18 protein-coding genes and 2 pseudogenes are annotated in these 19021 nt (G+C 53.1%); 15 read left to right on the top strand and 5 right to left on the bottom strand.

What is annotated here, in order from left to right; genetic code table 11:
* Nucleotides 1-94: 94 nt before the first annotated feature.
* The 8 genes from BW43_RS07130 to BW43_RS07160 all read left to right on the top strand — a co-directional run bounded on the left by BW43_RS07130 (nucleotide 95) and on the right by BW43_RS07160 (nucleotide 7252).
* Entirely contained in the window at nucleotides 95-2620 is a 2526-nt protein-coding gene (locus BW43_RS07130) for a phage tail tape measure protein (RefSeq protein WP_032889605.1), read from the top strand.
* Between the two features lie 9 nt (nucleotides 2621-2629).
* A complete protein-coding gene (locus tag BW43_RS07135; protein ID WP_032889604.1) occupies nucleotides 2630-3475 on the top strand; it encodes a phage tail protein in 846 nt (281 codons plus the stop codon).
* Nucleotides 3450-3656, top strand: a complete 207-nt coding sequence (locus BW43_RS28515; RefSeq protein ID WP_081797803.1) for a tail protein X — start codon at nucleotides 3450-3452, stop codon at nucleotides 3654-3656. The genes BW43_RS07135 and BW43_RS28515 overlap by 26 nt, the downstream gene beginning before the upstream one ends.
* A 68-nt stretch (nucleotides 3657-3724) precedes the next feature.
* On the top strand, nucleotides 3725-4042 hold the full coding sequence (locus BW43_RS07140; RefSeq protein WP_032889603.1) for a hypothetical protein: 318 nt from the start codon (nucleotides 3725-3727) through the stop codon (nucleotides 4040-4042).
* 69 nt (nucleotides 4043-4111) lie between these two features.
* Nucleotides 4112-5155: a phage late control D family protein gene (locus tag BW43_RS07145; RefSeq protein ID WP_032889602.1), complete on the top strand. Its 1044-nt coding sequence runs from the start codon at nucleotides 4112-4114 to the stop codon at nucleotides 5153-5155.
* Nucleotides 5156-5218: 63 nt separating this feature from the next.
* The gene (locus BW43_RS07150) at nucleotides 5219-5782 is read left to right on the top strand and encodes a glycoside hydrolase family 19 protein (protein WP_032889601.1); all 564 of its coding nucleotides are present in this window, start codon (nucleotides 5219-5221) and stop codon (nucleotides 5780-5782) included.
* Nucleotides 5764-6306: a lysis system i-spanin subunit Rz gene (locus tag BW43_RS07155; RefSeq protein ID WP_032889600.1), complete on the top strand. Its 543-nt coding sequence runs from the start codon at nucleotides 5764-5766 to the stop codon at nucleotides 6304-6306. The genes BW43_RS07150 and BW43_RS07155 overlap by 19 nt, the downstream gene beginning before the upstream one ends.
* 148 nt (nucleotides 6307-6454) lie before the next feature.
* On the top strand, nucleotides 6455-7252 hold the full coding sequence (locus BW43_RS07160; RefSeq protein ID WP_032889599.1) for a DNA adenine methylase: 798 nt from the start codon (nucleotides 6455-6457) through the stop codon (nucleotides 7250-7252).
* Between the two features lie 166 nt (nucleotides 7253-7418).
* On the opposite strand, the gene BW43_RS07165 is transcribed toward BW43_RS07160, so the two are convergent.
* The 3 genes from BW43_RS07165 to BW43_RS28855 form a co-directional block, all read right to left on the bottom strand.
* Nucleotides 7419-9377: an AAA family ATPase gene (locus BW43_RS07165; RefSeq protein WP_032889598.1), complete on the bottom strand. Its 1959-nt coding sequence runs from the start codon at nucleotides 9375-9377 to the stop codon at nucleotides 7419-7421.
* Nucleotides 9378-9430: 53 nt separating this feature from the next.
* A complete protein-coding gene (locus BW43_RS07170) occupies nucleotides 9431-10255 on the bottom strand; it encodes a DUF2971 domain-containing protein (RefSeq protein ID WP_032889597.1) in 825 nt (274 codons plus the stop codon).
* Between the two features lie 448 nt (nucleotides 10256-10703).
* Nucleotides 10704-10862: a hypothetical protein gene (locus BW43_RS28855; protein ID WP_155989982.1), complete on the bottom strand. Its 159-nt coding sequence runs from the start codon at nucleotides 10860-10862 to the stop codon at nucleotides 10704-10706.
* A 101-nt stretch (nucleotides 10863-10963) separates the two neighbouring features.
* Here BW43_RS28855 and BW43_RS0127730 point away from each other — a divergent pair.
* The 5 genes and pseudogenes from BW43_RS0127730 to BW43_RS27980 all read left to right on the top strand — a co-directional run bounded on the left by BW43_RS0127730 (nucleotide 10964) and on the right by BW43_RS27980 (nucleotide 14886).
* Nucleotides 10964-11388: pseudogene (locus BW43_RS0127730) on the top strand (LexA family protein).
* Nucleotides 11381-11842 (top strand): annotated as a pseudogene (locus BW43_RS28510) (DUF4113 domain-containing protein). Before BW43_RS0127730 ends, BW43_RS28510 begins: the two co-directional pseudogenes overlap by 8 nt.
* A gap of 222 nt (nucleotides 11843-12064) precedes the next feature.
* Nucleotides 12065-12625 (top strand): hypothetical protein, encoded by a 561-nt coding sequence (locus tag BW43_RS07180; protein ID WP_032889595.1) that lies wholly within the window; start codon nucleotides 12065-12067, stop codon nucleotides 12623-12625.
* Between the two features lie 535 nt (nucleotides 12626-13160).
* Nucleotides 13161-13877, top strand: a complete 717-nt coding sequence (locus BW43_RS27985; RefSeq protein ID WP_050442859.1) for a competence protein CoiA family protein — start codon at nucleotides 13161-13163, stop codon at nucleotides 13875-13877.
* Nucleotides 13878-14148: 271 nt separating this feature from the next.
* Complete coding sequence (locus BW43_RS27980; RefSeq protein WP_050442858.1) at nucleotides 14149-14886, top strand: hypothetical protein; 738 nt, start codon at nucleotides 14149-14151, stop codon at nucleotides 14884-14886.
* Nucleotides 14887-15069: 183 nt separating this feature from the next.
* Here the strand turns inward: BW43_RS27980 and BW43_RS07190 are convergent, their stop codons facing one another.
* Together BW43_RS07190 and BW43_RS07195 are read right to left on the bottom strand one after the other, a co-directional pair.
* Entirely contained in the window at nucleotides 15070-15702 is a 633-nt protein-coding gene (locus BW43_RS07190; RefSeq protein WP_032889592.1) for a hypothetical protein, read from the bottom strand.
* A gap of 4 nt (nucleotides 15703-15706) precedes the next feature.
* The gene (locus BW43_RS07195; RefSeq protein WP_155989981.1) at nucleotides 15707-16114 is read right to left on the bottom strand and encodes a hypothetical protein; all 408 of its coding nucleotides are present in this window, start codon (nucleotides 16112-16114) and stop codon (nucleotides 15707-15709) included.
* 839 nt (nucleotides 16115-16953) lie between these two features.
* Between BW43_RS07195 and BW43_RS29345 the strand changes: the two genes are divergently transcribed.
* Nucleotides 16954-17520 carry a hypothetical protein gene (locus BW43_RS29345; protein ID WP_233896834.1) on the top strand — a complete coding sequence of 189 codons (567 nt, stop codon included), beginning with the start codon at nucleotides 16954-16956 and terminating at the stop codon, nucleotides 17518-17520.
* Between the two features lie 707 nt (nucleotides 17521-18227).
* On the top strand, nucleotides 18228-18977 hold the full coding sequence (locus BW43_RS07200) for a hypothetical protein (protein ID WP_032889588.1): 750 nt from the start codon (nucleotides 18228-18230) through the stop codon (nucleotides 18975-18977).
* Nucleotides 18978-19021 lie beyond the last annotated feature (44 nt).

The following is a 19021-nucleotide window of genomic DNA, read 5'->3' as shown; positions in this document are numbered from 1 at the left end:
TCATTTGCCGCCAATGAAATCGAGACCATGCCCTTTTCCACGATGATCTGGTGGCTCATGGACTGAGCCCCGCATCTCTGCCTGGAGTGTTCTCATGGCAAATAACCTGGCGCTCGGCCTGGTCATCGGCGGCGTCGTCAGCTCCACGGTCGGCGCCGCCTTCAAGGATGTTGAAGGCCGTATCAAGAAACTCGGCGAAACCGGCACCAAGGCTCGCGTGCTGCAGAGCACTATCGGCGACACCATCCGCTTGCGGGATGAGTGGAAAAAAGCCCACGACACCGGTGCGGCGTCGGCTGATGGTCTGCTGCGAAAGCTCGAAGGCAACCTCAAAACCCTAAAAGAGCAGGGCATTGAGGTCAGTAAGTTGCGCAAGGAATACCAGGCTCTTGGGCAGGTAGCGCGGGGTGCTGAACTCAAGGCGCTGGGCCATACGCAGATCCAGCAAGGCAAAGAGGGGATGAAAAATTCCCTCGGCCAAGCGGCGGTACTCACGGGCGCGTTGGCGATCCCGACTAAGATCTCCGGCGATTATCAGGCGCAGGTCCGCCAAATGTCGTTGTGGGCTCACACGGCCGGCACTGGCGATGAGGCGGAGCTGGCAGCCAGCATCAGCAAGGTCGCGGCTGATAAGGGTATGAGCCAGCAACTGTTGGCGCAGTCGGTGGGTGCCTTGATTGAAAAAGGCGTCGAGTGGGACGTTGCCACTAGTTACGCCGGTCAGATCGCTGACCTGATCGACGGCCAGGGCATGGAGCCCGATACGATTGCAACGCTGATCAACTCCTTCAAGGAAGCCGGCGTAAAGCAGGGTGACATGGCGGCCATGCTTGGTCAGGTGGCTGCGGCGGGTGACATCGGCGCGTTTGGTCCAAAGGAGATGGCGAAGTATTTGCCGGCGATGCTTGGCAATATCAAGCGTCTGGGCATGGAAGGCCCCGAGGCAGTGCGTTTCCTCGGTGCAAGCCTGCAGTCGCAATACTCGCAAACTCAGGATTCGGCGGCTGCAGCCACCAACATGAACAACCTGCTCAACGCAGTGATCAGCAGCACCAGCCAGGAACGGTTCGCCAAGGAAGGCTACGACCTAACGGGCTCGATCCTCGCTGCGACTAAAAGCGGTAAGGCTGCCAACCCGGTCGATGCGTTCATCATGCTCAGTGAGCAGTTGATCAAAAAGCAGGATCCGGCAAAGGCCAAGAAAATTGAAGCGCTCAAGGCCAAGATCAAGTCGTCGGTGGATGGTAGTGCCGAGGAAGAGCAGGCCATGATCGCCCTGACTGAAGCTGCCGGGCTGGCGACCATCGTCAGCGACCAGAGCGCCAGTGCTGGTCTGCTTGCGCAGATCAAGTACGGCGACAAAATCAAGGCTGATATGTCGACCATTGAAGCCACGGACGGCAAGGCTAAGATTGAGGCGGATGCAGCGAAGGCGAGGGAAACGTCCAACCGGAAGTGGGCAACGGCAACTGCCGGCATTGAATCCTCGATGACTCGCATCGGTGATGCGTTGCGGCCGCTGACGGATGTGGCGGCAGACGGGCTGGCGAAAGTTGCCTATGGGCTTGGCGAGTTGGCGGGTCGGTTTCCGACAGTGGTCAGCGGGGCGGCTGTGCTGGCTGCTGGTGTTGTCAGCCTGGGCGCCGCGATCAATGCGATCAAGATCGGCAAGGGCCTGCTGAACGTTGCTCGTGGGTCGCTGATGGGCAATCCAAACGTGATCCAGCGGGTCTTTGTCACCAACCCCTCTGGCGGCGCTGGCGGGGTCGACGTAGGTGATGGAAAGCGGCGACGTGGAAAGGGCAAGCGTGGTCGTGGTGGTCGAGGCGCGCCCGTCAGTCCCCCTGCACCTTCAGCGCCGATTGGCCCAACGGCCAGCCGGTTCGCGCCCAAGACCATGATGGGTAAGGGCCTCGGGTTCGCTAAGGTCGGCGCGCCCATGGCGCTGATCGAGGCGGGTTTGATCGCTGCTGATACCTATCAAAATGCGGAGACCCGCGATGAAAAAGCCGAGGGCTACGGCAATGCCGCTGGCACCTTGGCCGGAACGTTGGCGGGTGCTGCAGCGGGTGCCGCGATTGGTTCGGTGGTGCCGGTGATCGGGACTGTCGTTGGCGGATTGATCGGCGGATTCCTTGGCAGTTGGGGCGGCGGCGAGTTGGGCGGCGCTGTGGGCAAGGCTGCCTTCGGTGGTCCGGACGCCCCGGCCGAGCGATTGGTGCTGCCGGATCAGCCGTCGCCGTTAAGGTTGCCACCACCAGGTGCGGCGGCTATGCCGCTTCTGTCCCAGATGGCGCCGGCGTTATCGCCCGGTCCGTTGATGCTCAAAGCACCGGCAGCACCGGGGCCAGCCTTGGGGGATGTCTCGCGTTCGTTGGCGGCGGCTCCCACAGCAACTACGGCTCCGGCCGTGCTGGCTGCTGGACTCGCCGCGAAACCGGAGCCGACTCGGGTAGACCAGCAGTGGACGTTCTCCCCGACCATGCCGGTTACGGTTCAGGGTGACGTCAAGGATCCACGGCAATTGGCGCAGGAATTGATGCCGCACATGCGGCAAATGTTTGAGGAGTTCAGCCGAGAGCAAGCCCGGCGCAACCTGTTCGATGCCCCTCACGTTTAAGGAGTTGTCATGGCTTACATGGAGCAACTGCAATCGGGCTTCAAATCCCTTGTCCAGGCCGGCGAGGCGGGGCGCCATAGCATCGACGACATGGTCGGCCCGGTGAACGGCGCCATTGGCGAAATCACCGGGGCGGCGGATGAGCTGTCCAGCATTCCCGGCGTGCCACCCGGTGTCGGCGAAAAACTGCAACGGGTGATGCGCGGGATAAACGCGGCGCAGGCTAAGGTCGGCACGGTACTGGCGACCTACAGCAAAGCGACGCGCGCGTTGTCGGCAATTGACGAGCGCCTGGGCACGTTGAAGGAACAAGCCGCCCGTGCCAGCACCGCAATCAATCAGATCGCCGGCAAAGTCAGTCCGCGCCTGGCGAACATTTTGCCCACCAGCGCATTGGCGCCCAATGCCACGCCCCTGGCGGAAGCGGTCAAACCGTTTCCGCACCTGCTGATCCTTCAGCCGCTGCAGGCGAATGCGCAGCCGTTCTACTTCAACCTGGACACAGCAGCGTTTAACGAACTACGACGGCAGACGGAATTCCGCTGGGCCTCGCAGGAGCGGCTCAGTCGTCGGCCAGCGCAGCAAGCCGTGGGCGTGGGAGAAGATAAGCTCAGTCTCAAGGGCGTAATTTTTCCCACGTTCAAGGGTGGGCTGAAGCAGCTCGACACCCTACGTTCAATCGGTGGGCAGTTGCTGCCTTTGAACCTGACCACCGGCTACGGCGTTGTACTCGGCACCTGGTGCCTGCGCAGCATGGATGAGGAGCAAGGCGTGCTGCTGGCCGGCGGGATCCCGCGCAAGCAAACCTTTAGTTTGGAGTTCTCGCGCTATGGCGATGATATGCAGAACGTCTGACGGCGACCTGCTGGATACCCTGTGTTATCAGCATTACGGTCACCTAAATGGCACGGTCGAGGCGGTGCTTGCTGCGAATCGGCTGCTGGCAGATGAGCCGCAACCGTTGCGTACTGGGCTGCTGATCACCTTCCCGGATATTGAGCGGCCAACAGTCGAGCAGGTGCAGTTGTGGGATTGATGGCTCGTTGCCCATGAAATCGACGCGCTGATAGACTCCTTCGTTTATTTGCATGGATGGAGTCTTCTATGGAAAGAGTCAGCGAAATTCGGCTGGTCAAACGGAGTTTTTGGGGCGAGCTTAGCTACCGCTCAAACTGGTTTGTCTTCGGTCTGATTGCGTGCATTCTTTTGGCATTCATTCCGATTGTCGGTTGGTTCATGGCTGCCGGCGTGTTCCTGGCGATGGTGTGGAAAACCCTCGGTCTCAGGGAAAAGCAGAAGGTCGGTGACTGTCCTGTGTGTACCCAGACCCTGTTGATTGAGCCCAAGGTTGAAGGCATTGATTGCCCTGTTTGCCAAAGCTACGTCGAGATCAGCGACAACCGGTTGATTGTCGATGACTGATGTCGCCGTTCGCAATACCACTTCCAGCCCCGCCATCGTGCGGGGCTTTGTTGTTTTGGAGGTTTACTTTTGAAGCCAATCTTTCGGATCGTCGCCGACGGCGCTGACATTACAGCGTTGATCAACGACCGCCTGTTGTTGCTGCGCACCCTCGACAAACCCGGCATGGAGTCCGACGAGTTCGAGCTGCGCATCGATGACCGTGACGGCGCCGTGTCCCTCCCCAAAAAAGGAGCTGCCATACAGATCTACCTGGGCTACGACAGCAAAGCACTTGCCCGCGTCGGCCGCTACACGGTCGACGACATCGAGGTCTCCGGTCCGCCTGATACCCTCGTCATTCGCGGCAAGGCTAGCGACATGCGTGGCAGCGGCAAGACCACCCGTAGCGGCAGTTGGGAGAATGTGCCGCTGTCGAAGATCGTCAGCGACATTGCTGCGCGCAATGGGTGGAAGCCTGAATGCCCGGTCGCCACGGTCGTGCCCAGAGCTGATCAGATGAACGAGTCGGACTACAACTTCATCACCCGGCTCGCCAAAGATCACGACTGCACAGCCAAGGTCGCGGACAGCAAGCTACTGGTGCTGCCTCGCCAAAGTGGACAGACCGCCAGCGGCAAGAGCCTGCCGGCGATCACCCTCCGGCGCAGTGACGTCAGCCGCTGGCAATTCCGCTTCCCCGACCGCACCACCCAGAAGGCCGTCAAGGCCAAGTACCAGGACAAGAAAACCGGCGAACTGGTCAACCTGACCCTGGACAACGACGACGCACCTGCCGGCTTACCGCCGGTTCACACCGACCGCCATATCCATCCGAACAAATCCGCCGCCGAGCAAGCGTTGAAGGCCCGGCTCGCCGCGTTCAACCGCTCGACCGCTGAGGTGCGGCTGGAGATGGTGGGGCGCACGGACCTGTTTGCAGAACGGCAGATCAACGCGCAGGGTTTCAAGGACGGATTGGACGGCGAGTTCCTGGTCGATTCCGTGGAGCAGGTGTTCACCCAGTCCGGCTGGAGTACCACGGTCGAATGCAATGCAGGGAAGAAGGGCAAGGCCAAGGCGGCTCGCAAGAAAAAGAAGAAGTCCAAGGAGGTCAAAGTCCTGGAGTTGTAACTGGCCGAACCTGCTTCACCACCCGCCGCCATCGAGCGGTATTTTTTTGCCTGGGAAAAAGCGATGTCCATTACCGAGCAACAACTTCAACGCATCATGCCCAACGCCCGCCGCCAAGCGGGCGTTTTTGTATCCGCGCTCAACGCCGCCATGACCAACCGCAAGATCGATACGCCGAAGCGGCAGGCAGCGTTCCTCGCCCAGATCGGCCACGAGTCAGGCCAGCTGCAATACGTGCGTGAACTGGGGGGCGATCAGTACCTCAGCAAGTACGACACCGGCCCGCTGGCCGCCAAGCTGGGGAACACGCCGGCAGCCGATGGTGACGGCCAACGCTATCGCGGCCGTGGGCTGATCCAGATCACCGGCCACGACAACTACCTGCGCTGCAGCCTGGCGCTGTTCGGCGATGAGCGATTACTGCGCACGCCGGAACTGCTCGAACTGCCGCAATGGGCCGCTGAGTCGGCCGCGTGGTTCTGGTCGATAAACGGATTAAACGCGCTCGCGGATCAAGAGCAATTCAACACCATCACCCGGCGGATCAACGGCGGCCTCAACGGCCTGGAGGATCGGCTGCAACTGTGGGCCAGGGCGAGGGCGGTGTTATGCGTCTCTTCGACCTGATCCCCACGCAATACCGGATTGCGGCGGTCGGCCTGCTGCTGGTGATGTTAGCTGCCGGATCTGCTGTCCTGGCCTGGACCGCTCAAGACTGGCGCTACGGCAAGCAGCTGGAGCACCAGGCCCGACTCCATGCCGACACCCTCGGCGAGTTATCCCAAGCCGCTGCCGCCCTGCAACGCAAAGAGCAGGACAAACGCTTCGCCCTGGAGCAGCGCCTGCACAACAACGACGAAACCCACCACAAGGAATTGACCGATGAGCAAACGAAGCAGGCTCGTCTGCGTGATCGCCTGGCTACTGCTGATCTGCGGCTGTCAGTCGTTCTCGCCGCCACCGAAACCACCAGCAGCTGTGCAGTGCCAACCACCACCGCCGCCGGCCGCGTGGTTCATGGCCCCGCAAGAGCCCAACTTGACCCAGCGCATGCTCAACGAATTATCGGCATCACCGATGCCGGTGACCAAGGACTGATCGCGCTGCGGGCCTGTCAGGCGTACGCAAAAGAAATCTCTACACCGAAGTAAAAGGAGCGGCCGGGCCGGATGCGTCAACATCCAGCCGGCCACCTTCCCCGCAGATTGTCCCTGCAAGTCCAGCCAAGGCTCCTGCTTCGTGCACAAAGCGGAGCGAGCCTAGCACTGTTTATCCATACAGCAAAGGTCTTGCTTTTATATGTCCACACCCATCATCCCTTGGGTGGGCGGCAAACGCCGCCTGGCCGACCGCCTTATCCCGCTCTTCCCACCTCACGAATGCTACGTCGAAGTGTTTGCCGGCGGAGCTGCGCTGTACTTCATGCGTCCCCAGGCCGCGCCGGTTGAAGTCCTCAACGATATCAACGGCGACCTGGTGACGCTGTACCGCGTCGTGCAGAACCACCTTGAGGAGTTCGTGCGCCAGTTCAAATGGGCGCTGAGTTCTCGGCAGGTGTTCGAGTGGCAGAAGATGACCCGTCCTGAAACCCTCACCGACATCCAGCGTGCGGCCCGGTTTTTCTATCTGCAGCACCATGCGTTTGCTGGCAAGGTGACGGGGCAGACTTTCGGCAGCGCGACGACTGGGCCGGCAATCAACTTGCTGCGGATCGAGGAAAACCTGTCTGCAGCGTGGCAGCGGTTGTCCGGCACCTACGTTGAAAATCTTCCCTGGCTTGCTTGTGCTGAGCGCTACGACCGTGCCCATACCTTCCACTACATGGATCCACCCTACTGGCAGACCGCCGGGTATGGCGTGGATTTTCCCTTTGAAAATTACGAGCGCATGGCGGACTTTATGCGCCGCTGCAAAGGCAAGGTCATGGTCAGCATCAATGATCACCCGGACATTCGGCAGGTCTTTGATGGCTTCCATTTTGAAACCGTTGATATTCGTTACAGCACAACCAACCAGCGGCTCAGTAAGGTTGAACCCAGTGGGGAGTTGGTGATAATGAACTGGGAGCCAGCAGCACTGGGAGGGTTATTCTGCTGAAACATCACCCGCGGCGTGCTTGAGGCCTTTGTGAGTAGATCAGTTTGCGTTATCGTGTGATGGGGGGCTTGGGAGAACATACCGGCGACTTACCCAAAGCCCGTCATGTACGGGCTTTGGTGTATGGGTGTATAGATGCTCCTGCATATATTCGCTATAGACTGTATTAAACAGCCAGTTGTAGTTTTTTAAATGTATTTTCAAAGCAGAGTGGTATTAGTTTGGGAAACTCATCGTAAATCCGGAATAAGACTTTTTCTGTCAGTTGGCCGTTTTTATGATATTGTTTCAGTCCGTCGATTTTAGTAATTAATATTTTTTCAAGGTCATGCCCTCGATATGTCAGGTATGACCTGGGGATCGAAATTTTTTGTCCTCCGGAATACTTGCATTCTATTAGTTCTGAGTCGAGGTTATCAATGTGTGGTTTAAGCTGTTGTATGATGTAATTTGCAATTTTTTGTAGCCGTGAGTCGGGCATTTGTATTATGTCGGAAGCTGTTTCATTCTTGGCTAATCCCAATTTTTCTCTGTCAATGCTTTTGTCTTGGAATAAAAGTAAAGCTACTAATAAAGGATCTAGGATGTAATTTTCTATGGAGTGTCTTCTGTTTTCTCCTAGAACTTCTATGTGGGAAGTTGAGGTGTTATTGCAGTCCCAGTCTATCAATCCTTTGATGGTGTTGTTGCCATGTAAAGCAAGATTTTCAACAATGGTTTTTACGTGTTCGCAGCCTCCCGCTGCTGTTTTTGATTTCTTTGATGCGATAAAGCTGAGTGAGACTTCTGGGAGGAGGCGGTGTTTAATTTTTTCTAGTATTGCATCATAATATTTTGCATCCAAATAGCTTTCTACGAATACTTGTCGTCTGTTTTCGTAGCTAATGCTAATGCTAGGAACGCCTGATAGCAGTAGAGATAGGGCGACGTCTTTGCTGGCTTTTTTTAAGCGGTCGGGACCCTCTTTGTTCATGACGTAAACAGCCTCGTCTGGGCATAAAGCCACAGTGGAGGGTGAGTGTGTTGTTAATATTACTTTTATTTTTTGCTCATTTACTAATACTGTTTGGATTGTATCCAGTAACGATTTTGTCATCGACGGATGCAGTGGTGCGTCGATCTCATCAAAAAGTAGCACTGAGGGATAGTTGGTTCTGCCTTCTGTACCCTTTGTATAGTAAAGACACAATGCAAAAGACATCAAAATCCTTTCGCCAGACGAGAGGTCGTTGAATTTGACTTTTGCGTTAGTAATGGTGTCAGTCAAGATTGGTTCGTAAGGTCTATCCTCAGTCTCGTGTGGTTTGTTTATTCTGAAAGGTAGATTTCCAGTTTCAAATATGTCATTCAGAAAGTCCCATGGTGGCATGCCGTATCTTTTATAAAACTCCACTTCGCTGAGTGCTGTTATATCCTCTCCGCGTGCGTTACGTCGGTACTCACTAACTAAGTTTTCAGTAAGTTTTCCCTGATACTCTGAAAATATTTTTGCGAAAGACTGTTGGAATATATCAACTTGCTGCCATGATATAGGATAGTTATCGTAAAACATGTCAGCATCGAAGCCGATTAAAGGTGTTGAGCTATTATTTACTAGGAGTTTTACAAGGTTTGGGTAGTGATCGCGGTTCTGAATTATGAATTGATTGGTTAGGTTTTGGTCGATGGCAGAGAGATTGCTTTTTAGTTCTGAAAAAATTGTATCTAATTCTAGCTCTGGAATGTCGTATTTGCGTAGGTCTTCTCGATTGATTTTTAATAGGTCTGTAATTTTTAGCAAGGCTAGTTTTGGGTGCTGTGCAGTGTAACGTTCAAGTTCGGCTCTGTTGTTTTCTAATAATTCAGATAGCAAACTCCATATATTGTCTCTCTCTTGTCTTGCTTGAAAGCTTGAAGATGTTCCAGTATCTTGTGGTACTAAAGTATTTGCGTCGAATAATTTTATGGTTACAGGGCCTTGAGGGTGGTGCTCGATACCTTCAATGGATATTGTACCTTCAGTAAGGGCATTTAGTAGATGGCTTTTTCCTGCTCCATTTGTACCTGTAATTACCGTGAAGTCAGGTAGTTCTAATGCGTCTAGAGAACGTATAGATTTAAATGGGCGTTCAAAATTTAACTTCATGAGTGATCTCTTACGAGTAATGGCAAGGTGCGGTGAGTTCGTGAGGCGGCAGGTCACAGGGCTGTTCGAACGTTCATGCCGCTTTCTTCTATTCGAACTTGGGGTGAGTGCAGATTAATAGCTTGGTTGATAGCTGCTCGATCATCATTGGAGATGTTGGAACCCAAAGTGACAACCATTTTGTCCAAGGCGACTTTAGCTAGCGGAAGGTCAATGTACTTTATCTTAGGTGGTGCTATGCTCTGGCTATGATACCCCTCGAACAAGTCTAGCAATGCCGTTTCATACGAGTCCCGGCAAACTGATTGATCTAAGTCCGCCCCTTGGTAAGCCATCAGTACAAAACGATATTCGAATTGGTCTGCCCATGCATCCGATTTTATCCGTCCGAGTTTACTTGTGTTGTGGATAGTGGTTTCGCATTCAGTGTGAGAGATTAGTTCTTGCACACGCTTTTGCGGATTTTCAACATACTCTACAGCTCCCCCGAAATCCTTGCTCATGTCATGACTGGAAGGATTTAGGACGTACCCGTTCCCTAGCATCTCAGTGATTGTAAAGGGTATCGTAATATCTATAAGTTCAATACCAACCTTTCCTCTAGAGAGTTTCCAGCTTACACGATGGTATTCAAATGGCTCGTGCGGAAGCGTAATTCTGATGCCTCGGTGCTGATCTCCATAGCGGAACCATTGCCCGGAGTGTTCGCTGACACTACTGGTCCATGAGCTGACGAAGAAGTTTTGAGCATCAACGTGCGCGGTTTTAAAGGGCATCTCACTCCCATCATCGAGTTGATCTGCCCGAGTAAAGCGGATTTTGCCGCTTTGGAGGATCAGTGGAAGGGTCGATGCTCGCGTGTAGTGGTGGATATCCATATCGGTTAACTCTCAAATTGGGGGCTAATCAGCCTCATTGAAAGTAACGTATCGTTGGTCGAAACGTCCAGAATCAGATTCATCAATCTCTTGGCATTGGTTTGCCGTTTGGGGAGTCGACAAACCTAGTTTGACGTTCAACAGTTTTGTTTGGTATGAACAATTCCTCGGTAGCTACACTGAGCATGGGGGCGGAAGTGGCTACTTAGAAATTGCTACGCAAGCTTGCGCAGGGAAGGCTGGAGCCACGTGAGTCTAGATTTCAGTCGAGCCACGCTCAAGCCATCATGGACGGATCGTTCCAATGGAACCTCAAGCACCAAGCATGGGGCAAAAATGGAGCAAACCGCACGCCAATCAATGCCAATTAAGCAGTTATGCAGCTGTCAGCATGTGCTCGTTCCAGCCAGCAACCACGGGCCTTCCCCCCAAAATTCCCCACATACCCCTACACAATCGGGGTGTGCAGCACTTGCACCCGTGGTGTTGGAGAGACGTTGTAGCTATTGATGGGCACGGCGCCGTACCGACTGAATAGCTTCATCTGTGGGTTAAGCCCTTCGATAAAAATCGCCATCCCTTCGTAGTGCACGAATCGCCCACACATACGCCGCTCTCCATCTGTCGAAATTTCCCACAGAAAAATTGACCGCAAGCGTTCTACAAAGTTAACTGTACATTCGTACAGTATATGTAAAAGGTCGCGCCATGAGCTTTACCATTTTGGGCCCCATTGCTGAAGTCGGCGCGAAGCTGCCTTTGTGCTCGTTCCAGGTTCCGGCCGGCTTTCCATCGCCGGCAGCGGATCACATAGAGCAGCACATCTCGCTGGATGAGGTTTGAACATCCGTGCGCCTCATGTGTACCTGGTAGCTATCACCGGTGAAAGCATGCAAGGCGTCGGGATTTTCGATGGAGACCTCGCCGTGGTGGATCGTGCCATCGAGCCGATCCACGGGCATGTGGTGGTGGCATTGCTCAACAATGAGCCCGTGTGCAAGCGCCTGTGTAAGCGCGGCCAGGAGGTGGTGCTGCTTTCCGAGAACCCTAAATTCCCTACGCGCTACGTTCTCGAAGGCGACGAGCTGTCGATCTGGGGAGTGATCACCAGCACAGTGCGCAGGCATGTCTAAGCCAGAGCCGACTTTTGCACTGATCGACTGCAACAGTTTCTACGCCAGTTGCGAGCGCGTATTCCGGCCCGACCTGGCTAAGGTGCCCATCGTGGTGCTGAGCAATAACGACGGCTGTGTCATCGCCCGTAGCTACGACGCCAAGCCTTTCATCAAGATGGGCGAGCCGTATTTCCAGATCAAGCACAAGCTCAAACAGCACGGCATTGTCCCGTTCTCCTCGAACTATGCGCTGTACGGCGACATGAGCGAGCGCGTGATGAGCCTGATCTAGGCGATGGTGCCGGCAGTTGAGGTGTACAGCATTGATGAGGCATTCGCTGACCTGACTGGTAGGGGAACGCTGCGCTCGGCTTGTGTGCCGGCAGATCCTGATTGGGGCATGCGCCGCGATATGATGAGTCAAAGTTATACTACGAAGCTTGATCAGCTCTGGTCTGTAGCCTGTAGTTAGCGGCAGCTTTCGGCGAAAAGCAGACCATGGACACGCTGCTAATACGCCAGTATTGTGTGCCAAGTAATGTCGTTTCTCCTTCTAGCCCATGTCGCGTTCTGGCGCGACAGTTAAGCTAATCAGGGAGTTACGTATGCACCAGAAAAATTATCAGACACAATCGTCGGAAAACCTTACGCCACTTGTGTCGTCTAATAATCGTTATACGCAAGAGGATGTGGTTTGATAAATCTATTGATTGGGGGGATTCTTGGTCTCATTATTACTACGGTAGGTTTTGATATCATTCAAAGCCAAGATAGAAATTTAACGATTCAAACAATGACCAATATCGTAATCGCCCTTGCTACTGTGGTTGCTGTCGCCATAAACTATCTTTCCGTAAAAAGTCAAAAAGAAAGTCGGCGCTGGGAGGTTAACAAAGACGCACTAATTAACGTTAGCACCACGTTATCCGACTTGATGTCGCAAACCGGAAAGCTATCTGATAATGCATTTAATGGTGCGCAAGGCATCCCTGAAGAACACAAATTCACACCTGACAATTCTATATATTCAAAATTTGACAAATATCTAGCCCATACCGTCACTGTTTATGGTCCGCTGTTGAATAAAGATATAATTTCAGCTATAGAAAAATACAAAAAAACTGATTCGGATATCACGCATGCATACAATATTGATGAATATGATATTTTCCAGGCATATGATGCTTCCTATGCTGCCCAAGAAAAACTCATGAATACATTAAACAAAAATATCAAAAAATATGCATCCATATAAACGTATAACAACTGGCTCAAATCGTTCGCTTCGCTCGTTGGGGCTTTCTAACGCAAGTCCCTTTGAGTTTGCATAGCGGTCTTGAAAACAGGCGAACGTTAATAGCGTTCCCAGGGTTCGAATCCCTGGTTCCCGCCAAGACTCATACGAAAGCCCCGCAATGCGGGGCTTTTGTGTTTCTGGGGTTTGGGTGGAGCGCAACGGTTTTTCAGAGGCGTTCCGAAATTTTCGGGTAAGCGGGCCAAACGCACAATAAGATCGCAGTCATCGCAATGAACAAAGCTGCCGCACTGGAGCCTTGCCTGGCTGGTTATGCGTACTTCCTGACCACCTTCTCCCTGGAAGAGCTAACCGCATTGTTCGGCTTATGTACCTTGGACGGCCTCCCTCGTAAGGACTACCTCCAGGAAATGAAACGCCGGGCCATCCGTCCAGCTAATTTAGTCTTGCAGACTGTGAAAATCGTCTCACAGTTGAGCTCGCGTGAGGATCTGTGGCCTACTGCCAGCAGGTAGAACTCAGGACAAGAACAGCTATGACCCCCGATGCATTCACTCATGATGATCAGCCGGTCTACGCGGGCGACTATACTACCCACGAGTGGGACACCCTGAAGGCCCAGAGTCTGGAAAACGCCTCAGCATTCAAAATGGGCTGCTGCTCGTCCCGTGCAGTTCTCAAGACCAGCATCAACGGCCTGCGGTTCTTCGCTCACTACTCAGACGAATGCGCTACTGCACCTGAGACCAAGTGGCACATCGCCGGCAAAGACATGATTCTCGGCGCGCTCAACCTCTGCGGGGTTAGTCCACTTGTGGAAGTGCCAGGTGGTATAGGAAAGGATCGCTGGAAGGCTGACGTGTATTTCGAGGTCGGTGACCGCAAGATTGCCATCGAACTCCAACGTTCCTATCAGCACCTTCGGGATTTCGTTCGTCGTCAGGAGCGGTACGAACGTTATGGCGTCGAGTGTTACTGGCTGGTCAGGGACGAGGTGGCCAAGCCTTTGTGCAAGTCGATTCTCCGCAAACGATGGATCGAGGAATTCAACCGCACGATGCCTTCTGACGGCTTTTTTGTGAGTCTTCCTACGTTCTTCTTCGGCATCCTAAATCCCGAGGCTGACGCTCACGTGAATGTTCATTCCCCTCGGTTGTCGACAAGTCACCTCGAACTGCTGGCCGCAATCTCCAATAACGATCTCCGCTGGAATGGTCAGCACTGGTCTATCACGCCGGATGCAGCTATGTAGCCTCTGTTCCATCAGACCTGTTCCCTATACTCGCAACACCAAATATCTGAGGTGTTAGGTGTCCCGTCTTGTTGAGTTTCGTCAACTCGAAAAAAACCTGACTGAGCAACTGGCTGACCTGGAAGCAATGAAAGCCTGAAAAAGGAAGTCGATTTCGAGACCTCGCTTCGCGAGTCGGCTCACAACCACGATGGCAAAGCAGTGTGAGTTTAAACGCCAATAACCAGGCCCCTGCGGGGGTATTGTATTGTGACTGCGGGAAGAGGTAGCAATGTTGGATTGGTGGGATAAGTATCGAGATAGGGCATTACTGTGCGGCTCCGTGATCGCGTTTGGGCTGCTGATGCTAGTCAAGTTGAAACTGGATGTCCCCGACTATATGAGAGGGTCTGATTGGAAAACCTGGGTTGAGTTTTTCCAGTCCAAAGCTTTTGAAGATATCGTTGGCGACATGCTCACTGGCTTGGTGGCGGCATACATTTTCTATGTTTTTATAGACTGGATGCCGAGGCTGAACGCTGAGCGAAGAGCAAGAAAGCTCTTGAATTCACTGGTGGCTGGTCACGTCGAAAGCTTCCAGTGTGCTGAGATATCCGGGCACGCTAAATCTCTGGCTGAATTCAAAGCGCTTCGAATCGAAGATCTCGAGCACAATATAATAACGCTTCGTGGAGAGACCGAAGTGGCTAGTCTTCTGGCTATTGCATACATGAGTAAGTGGAGCCATCAAATGATGTCGGACTCATTGCAGGTCTCTCTTGTTCTAGGAATTCCTCAGGCTCAAATTTGGATGGAGTTGACATCCAGAATAGCTAAAATCAAGTATTTGTCTGAGAAGGCTGAAAAGTCTGGGGTCTTGGATCGCCTGCGTAGTAATGTAGACGCCGTTGGGGCATACGTCATTGGTGATATATCATTTGTGGACGACCGTGAGTGGAACGATGAAATGAAATCTCAATCGAGTAAGTTTTTCGAGGGGGCGCGGAAGTGGATTGAGATAAATAAGTAGTGTTCTATGTTGGCGACAGTTACATTCGAGGCGGGCAATATACGGTCAGTCGGCTCATTGAACAAGTCTGTTCAATGACCAGGGCCGAGTCCTGATGAACGGCGGTATTCACTTACCTGTCGGCCTCGCAGATGTCTAATCTGGCTGGGTTTCATAAGACTAGCACCGAACAAACACCGATTATTATCTAGTCCTAGTCTGCCCTGATCCGTCTGTGGATTGTTGCAGCTGAGAGTTTTCCATTCTCTCGATATGGATCGTATTGTATGTGATCGACTGCGCAAGCTGCTCCTCAACCTTGCTGAAGCGGATACCTTCGCCAAGAATCCCTCGCGCTTCTAAATCCAGGGCAAAGTCCATAATCTTGGTTTTTGTAACGTCCAGGATGCGAACTAGCTTGTGTACAGGTACGTGCAGAACCGGCTCGTAATCTGTGCTCATGAAGTTTTTGAAGGCCGTGTTGAGATCGGCAGAAAATTTCACCATCACCGTTCCGGTCTCAGTGCGCTCTACTAGGTCAATGAGCTGGCTCACTGAGTCTCGTGCAGGTTGTTCACACATGGAAGCGTGGAGTTCGCCGCCCATGTTGACAGGGATCCATCCTCTATACGGATTGAAAGCTTTCAGTTCGCCCGTGACAATCCGGTAGCTGGGTACTGAGCGTGCATCGTATCCATTCAGTTCGTCATTGAGCCATTCCTCAATGTCCTTGATCTTGAGTTTTCTGGATACGAGCAATGCTTTACGCAACAGATCTGGAAGGTGGATCGTCCGGTCAAGTACGTCACTCTGTAGTTCCAATACTAGGCTATCCATGGAGTCATAGTGCTCCCATGAAGGTGATAACTGCAGGTAGGTATGAGGCGAGCACGTTGCCGGCAGTGCCTTCCAAGACGTTTTTGATCGAACCCAAGCACTCCTGGATGACGCCCTTTTTCGGAGCCGGAGAGCTGTTCTGCGCCTTAATTGTATCGACGTCAGATCGCAGCCTCTGTGCGACGACCTGATCGTTGACCTTCGAAATGTCTTGTGAGAAGGCGTCCAAGAAGGCGTTCAGATCAAGGTGCTGAACACTCTGGTCATAATGCTGACTGGAGTGCTGAGCATCTTGCTGCACTTGAGAGCTGTGCATGGATCCGATAGAGATGTTATTCGTTTTGCTCATATGGGGCGGCCTCACTCCGGGATGGCGACTTGATACTTCATCATCCAGTTTCGCCAGAAGCATGGCAACTTCGAAACGCCACAGGGCAGTGTTTCGTCTCCGCTGTGTGGTATCGGCCTAAGGCTGTAAACGTGTCAGATTTTGCTCGAAAGCAGTCAAGATGTATTTCGTAGATCTTTGGTATTTCTGTGGTTTGCGTTCGTTCCGCGGGACGCCGGGGGAGGGCAAAATAGTTCCCTAACTCAAAAAGCACCCCATGCAGAATGCGGCCTGTAGCTTGATCGAGAGCCATAAGTAATGGAACGCCAACGGCCTTCAAGACGCTGGCCCGTGTGAATTTGCCTATCGGTCTTGAAAACCGGCGAACGTTAATAGCGTTCCCAGGGTTCGAATCCCTGGTTTCCCGCCAAGATTCAAACGAAAGCCCCGCAAATGCGGGGCTTTCGTGTTTCTGGAGTTCTGGCTGCGGGAGACGGTTCGTCATAGGCATGCCTAAATTTGCCTATTCGAAGGATTTGACGGTTGCATATCTCCTTCTGTAACCCGTTTGGTAACCGCCTGCTCACCGTGCACCAGTGGCTGACTCGGGTCGCCAATGTCGATAACTTTCGATGCTGTCTTGGGCCGTCTATCACGAAGTTGAAACCACCACAGTGGCTTAGTAGCCGCGTTGTACCTCCTTTGCCTTCCTGGCGTGTCGGTCCGGATTCTCCCGCTCAGCATCCCCAATCAGGGGGCATGCTTAGTTTGGTCCCATAAATTATCCCAATAATTTTGTGGCTTTTCTGAAGAGCTTTTACTCGTCATCTTTTTGTTTTTTTACTATTATCGCTCATCTGTGCACTCAAGGAAGAGAGGCTGAGCGCCTTGAGTCTGGTAGAAAATTTACACTCGATCACTGAATGAGTTATGACTTTTACCCAGAACCTAACGACTCAGCCAACCGTAATTACTTCTTGGTGAAACCGATGGATAAAATGTGTGGCATCGTTGTAGTGGTAGGACTTGCCCTCTCGGGATGCGCTACGAAAACTCCAGAAAAACCTAACGTGACTCCACCCCCTGCCGTGGTCCATGAAGCACCACCTGAAGTCGCCCATTCGACACCAGAAAATTGGACTGTGCGTTATGAAGCTGCACCTGCTGCGAACGCCAGTGCTGAATCCCCAGTCCATGCCTCTGCTGAAGCCGCTCAGTCAGAATCAGAAACAGACCTAAATCAAAATCGCGCTGAGCAATGCCGTAAAGAGCTGGATGTTTTAAAGGTTTACAACAAAGCGTCTTACGCCAAATATGAAGCTGAATACCAAGCCATTGCTGCCAAAACTGCTAAATACATGGAAATTAAAGACTCGTTAGGTCCCGATTTAAACTACATGGTTATGCCCGCTTATCAATTTCAAATTCGCGAGTTCTGCTTCCGAGTTAAAACTCGTCTGTCGGAGCTTGTGCTTCGCCAAGCCAAATAATGACTCCACGTTAGGGGCGGTCTTTTGCCAGTAGAGGAAGCGCTGAAAAAGACTTCCGTCTCTGGTGAAGTACGTGACTCACGGGACTCGAATGGTTGAGCGCCGATGAAGTATATTTTCTTCGCGGTTGCCGAATGCGCTGGCAAGCATAAGTAGATCCAGCATGGGCACTTCTTGGCCTAGAGAGGCTATGGGCTGTCCAAGAAGCGCTCGAACCCCTGGTTTTCCGCCAAGATTCATACGAAAGCCCCGCAATGCGGGGCTTTTTTGGTTTTGGGATTTTGGAGTCAGGTGGGCAATACCTCTCACTGCCACACCCGCAGCCACTGTTAAAGGCAGTTTCTCATCTCAATCAGCAGAAAAGCTGAGCCACCGAAAGCAGGCAAATCATCTGGGCAAACATCTGTGCTCGAATTGGATGCTTCATCGCCGTCACCTCGTAGGCAGTTGCTGGTGGTAGTGCCGTAGGCAATGTACATATATGCGCCAGAACGCTCGAAAATGGAAATGCAACCCTGGCTCGCCAACAACACATTCAACTGCTTCCAGAAGTATAGACCCTGCGACGAATTCGTCACGAAGCGCTCTGGCACACACTTCGAACACAATCTGCCGATATCGGTCGCACTTTTTTTGATTTCTCGGCTCTATCCTTGTCCCAGCCCCGCCGATTCCCCGCGAGGGCAGTAGAACAAGATCGGGTGCCGATGGATCGTACGTTTCCTCTTTCAATCATTCGTCGCCTACGCCGGCCACTGCTGTTGGTTGCGATGTTTGTACTCGGCGCCACTGGTTGCACCCAGCAACAGGGGCAGGACATTGCCAAGCAGTTCAGCAATGGAAAGCCCGATGAGTTCTTTCAAACCAGTGTCGATCGTATGGCGACCCTGGGCATGCGTGACAACCTGCAAAGTTTGTATTTACTGATGAGCAAGCTCTATCTGCGCAATCCCAGCCAGTGGCGACAGTCGGGTTACCCGGATGCGGTGAGTGCCGAGCGAGAGATTCGCCAGGCGATTGAGCAGCGACGACCGCTGCCCGCCCTGGGCGAGCGTCGCGATCTGGTCGCCTTGAGCTACTCCTTGAGCCCAGAGTTTCAGGGCGATCGAGTCGGTGCGTTTATCTATGCGATCGGCAGCATGCTGGTGACAGCCCATGGTGGGCGCACCGAGTTCTACATAACCGACTCGATCAATCCACAGTTTGTCAGCAATGCCGCGCGCAATATCGAGAAGGCCACATGGCTGCTCAGCAAGCGCCAGGATGCGAATGGCGTGTTGCTGTTGTTTTCCAATGAGATATCGGAGGAGGGCAGCAACCTTAGTTTTGCGGTGGAGTTTGGCAAGATCGTGGCGCGCCTCGATCTGCTGACACAGATGCTTGATGAACGATACCGGCGTATAGGTCTCAACTATGCGCAAAGCTTATTGCTGATGAATTTCCTGCCAGTACAGTGAGCTGCCGGCAGGCAACGCGGTAGCGTCAGCCCGATATGCACTAC

Source organism: Pseudomonas sp. RIT357 (assembly GCF_000632245.1).
GTDB lineage: Bacteria > Pseudomonadota > Gammaproteobacteria > Pseudomonadales > Pseudomonadaceae > Aquipseudomonas > Aquipseudomonas sivasensis.
The sequence above is the reverse complement of the archived record's forward strand: the minus strand, read 5'-3'. Positions and strand labels throughout refer to the sequence as shown.

What these genes read in the sequence shown, in the direction of transcription:
- BW43_RS07170 (WP_032889597.1), bottom strand. Translation starts at nt 10,255, where the DNA reads ATGGATATCCACCACTACACGCGAGCATCGACCCTTCCACTGATCCTC.
- BW43_RS07135 (WP_032889604.1), top strand. Translation starts at nt 2,630, where the DNA reads ATGGCTTACATGGAGCAACTGCAATCGGGCTTCAAATCCCTTGTCCAG.
- BW43_RS07160 (WP_032889599.1), top strand. Translation starts at nt 6,455, where the DNA reads ATGTCCACACCCATCATCCCTTGGGTGGGCGGCAAACGCCGCCTGGCC.
- BW43_RS29345 (WP_233896834.1), top strand. Translation starts at nt 16,954, where the DNA reads ATGAGTTATGACTTTTACCCAGAACCTAACGACTCAGCCAACCGTAAT.
- BW43_RS07140 (WP_032889603.1), top strand. Translation starts at nt 3,725, where the DNA reads ATGGAAAGAGTCAGCGAAATTCGGCTGGTCAAACGGAGTTTTTGGGGC.
- BW43_RS27980 (WP_050442858.1), top strand. Translation starts at nt 14,149, where the DNA reads ATGTTGGATTGGTGGGATAAGTATCGAGATAGGGCATTACTGTGCGGC.
- BW43_RS07130 (WP_032889605.1), top strand. Translation starts at nt 95, where the DNA reads ATGGCAAATAACCTGGCGCTCGGCCTGGTCATCGGCGGCGTCGTCAGC.
- BW43_RS07190 (WP_032889592.1), bottom strand. Translation starts at nt 15,702, where the DNA reads ATGGATAGCCTAGTATTGGAACTACAGAGTGACGTACTTGACCGGACG.
- BW43_RS07200 (WP_032889588.1), top strand. Translation starts at nt 18,228, where the DNA reads ATGGATCGTACGTTTCCTCTTTCAATCATTCGTCGCCTACGCCGGCCA.
- BW43_RS07150 (WP_032889601.1), top strand. Translation starts at nt 5,219, where the DNA reads ATGTCCATTACCGAGCAACAACTTCAACGCATCATGCCCAACGCCCGC.
- BW43_RS28515 (WP_081797803.1), top strand. Translation starts at nt 3,450, where the DNA reads ATGGCGATGATATGCAGAACGTCTGACGGCGACCTGCTGGATACCCTG.
- BW43_RS07155 (WP_032889600.1), top strand. Translation starts at nt 5,764, where the DNA reads ATGCGTCTCTTCGACCTGATCCCCACGCAATACCGGATTGCGGCGGTC.
- BW43_RS07165 (WP_032889598.1), bottom strand. Translation starts at nt 9,377, where the DNA reads ATGAAGTTAAATTTTGAACGCCCATTTAAATCTATACGTTCTCTAGAC.
- BW43_RS27985 (WP_050442859.1), top strand. Translation starts at nt 13,161, where the DNA reads ATGACCCCCGATGCATTCACTCATGATGATCAGCCGGTCTACGCGGGC.
- BW43_RS28855 (WP_155989982.1), bottom strand. Translation starts at nt 10,862, where the DNA reads ATGTGTGGGCGATTCGTGCACTACGAAGGGATGGCGATTTTTATCGAA.
- BW43_RS07195 (WP_155989981.1), bottom strand. Translation starts at nt 16,114, where the DNA reads ATGCTTCTGGCGAAACTGGATGATGAAGTATCAAGTCGCCATCCCGGA.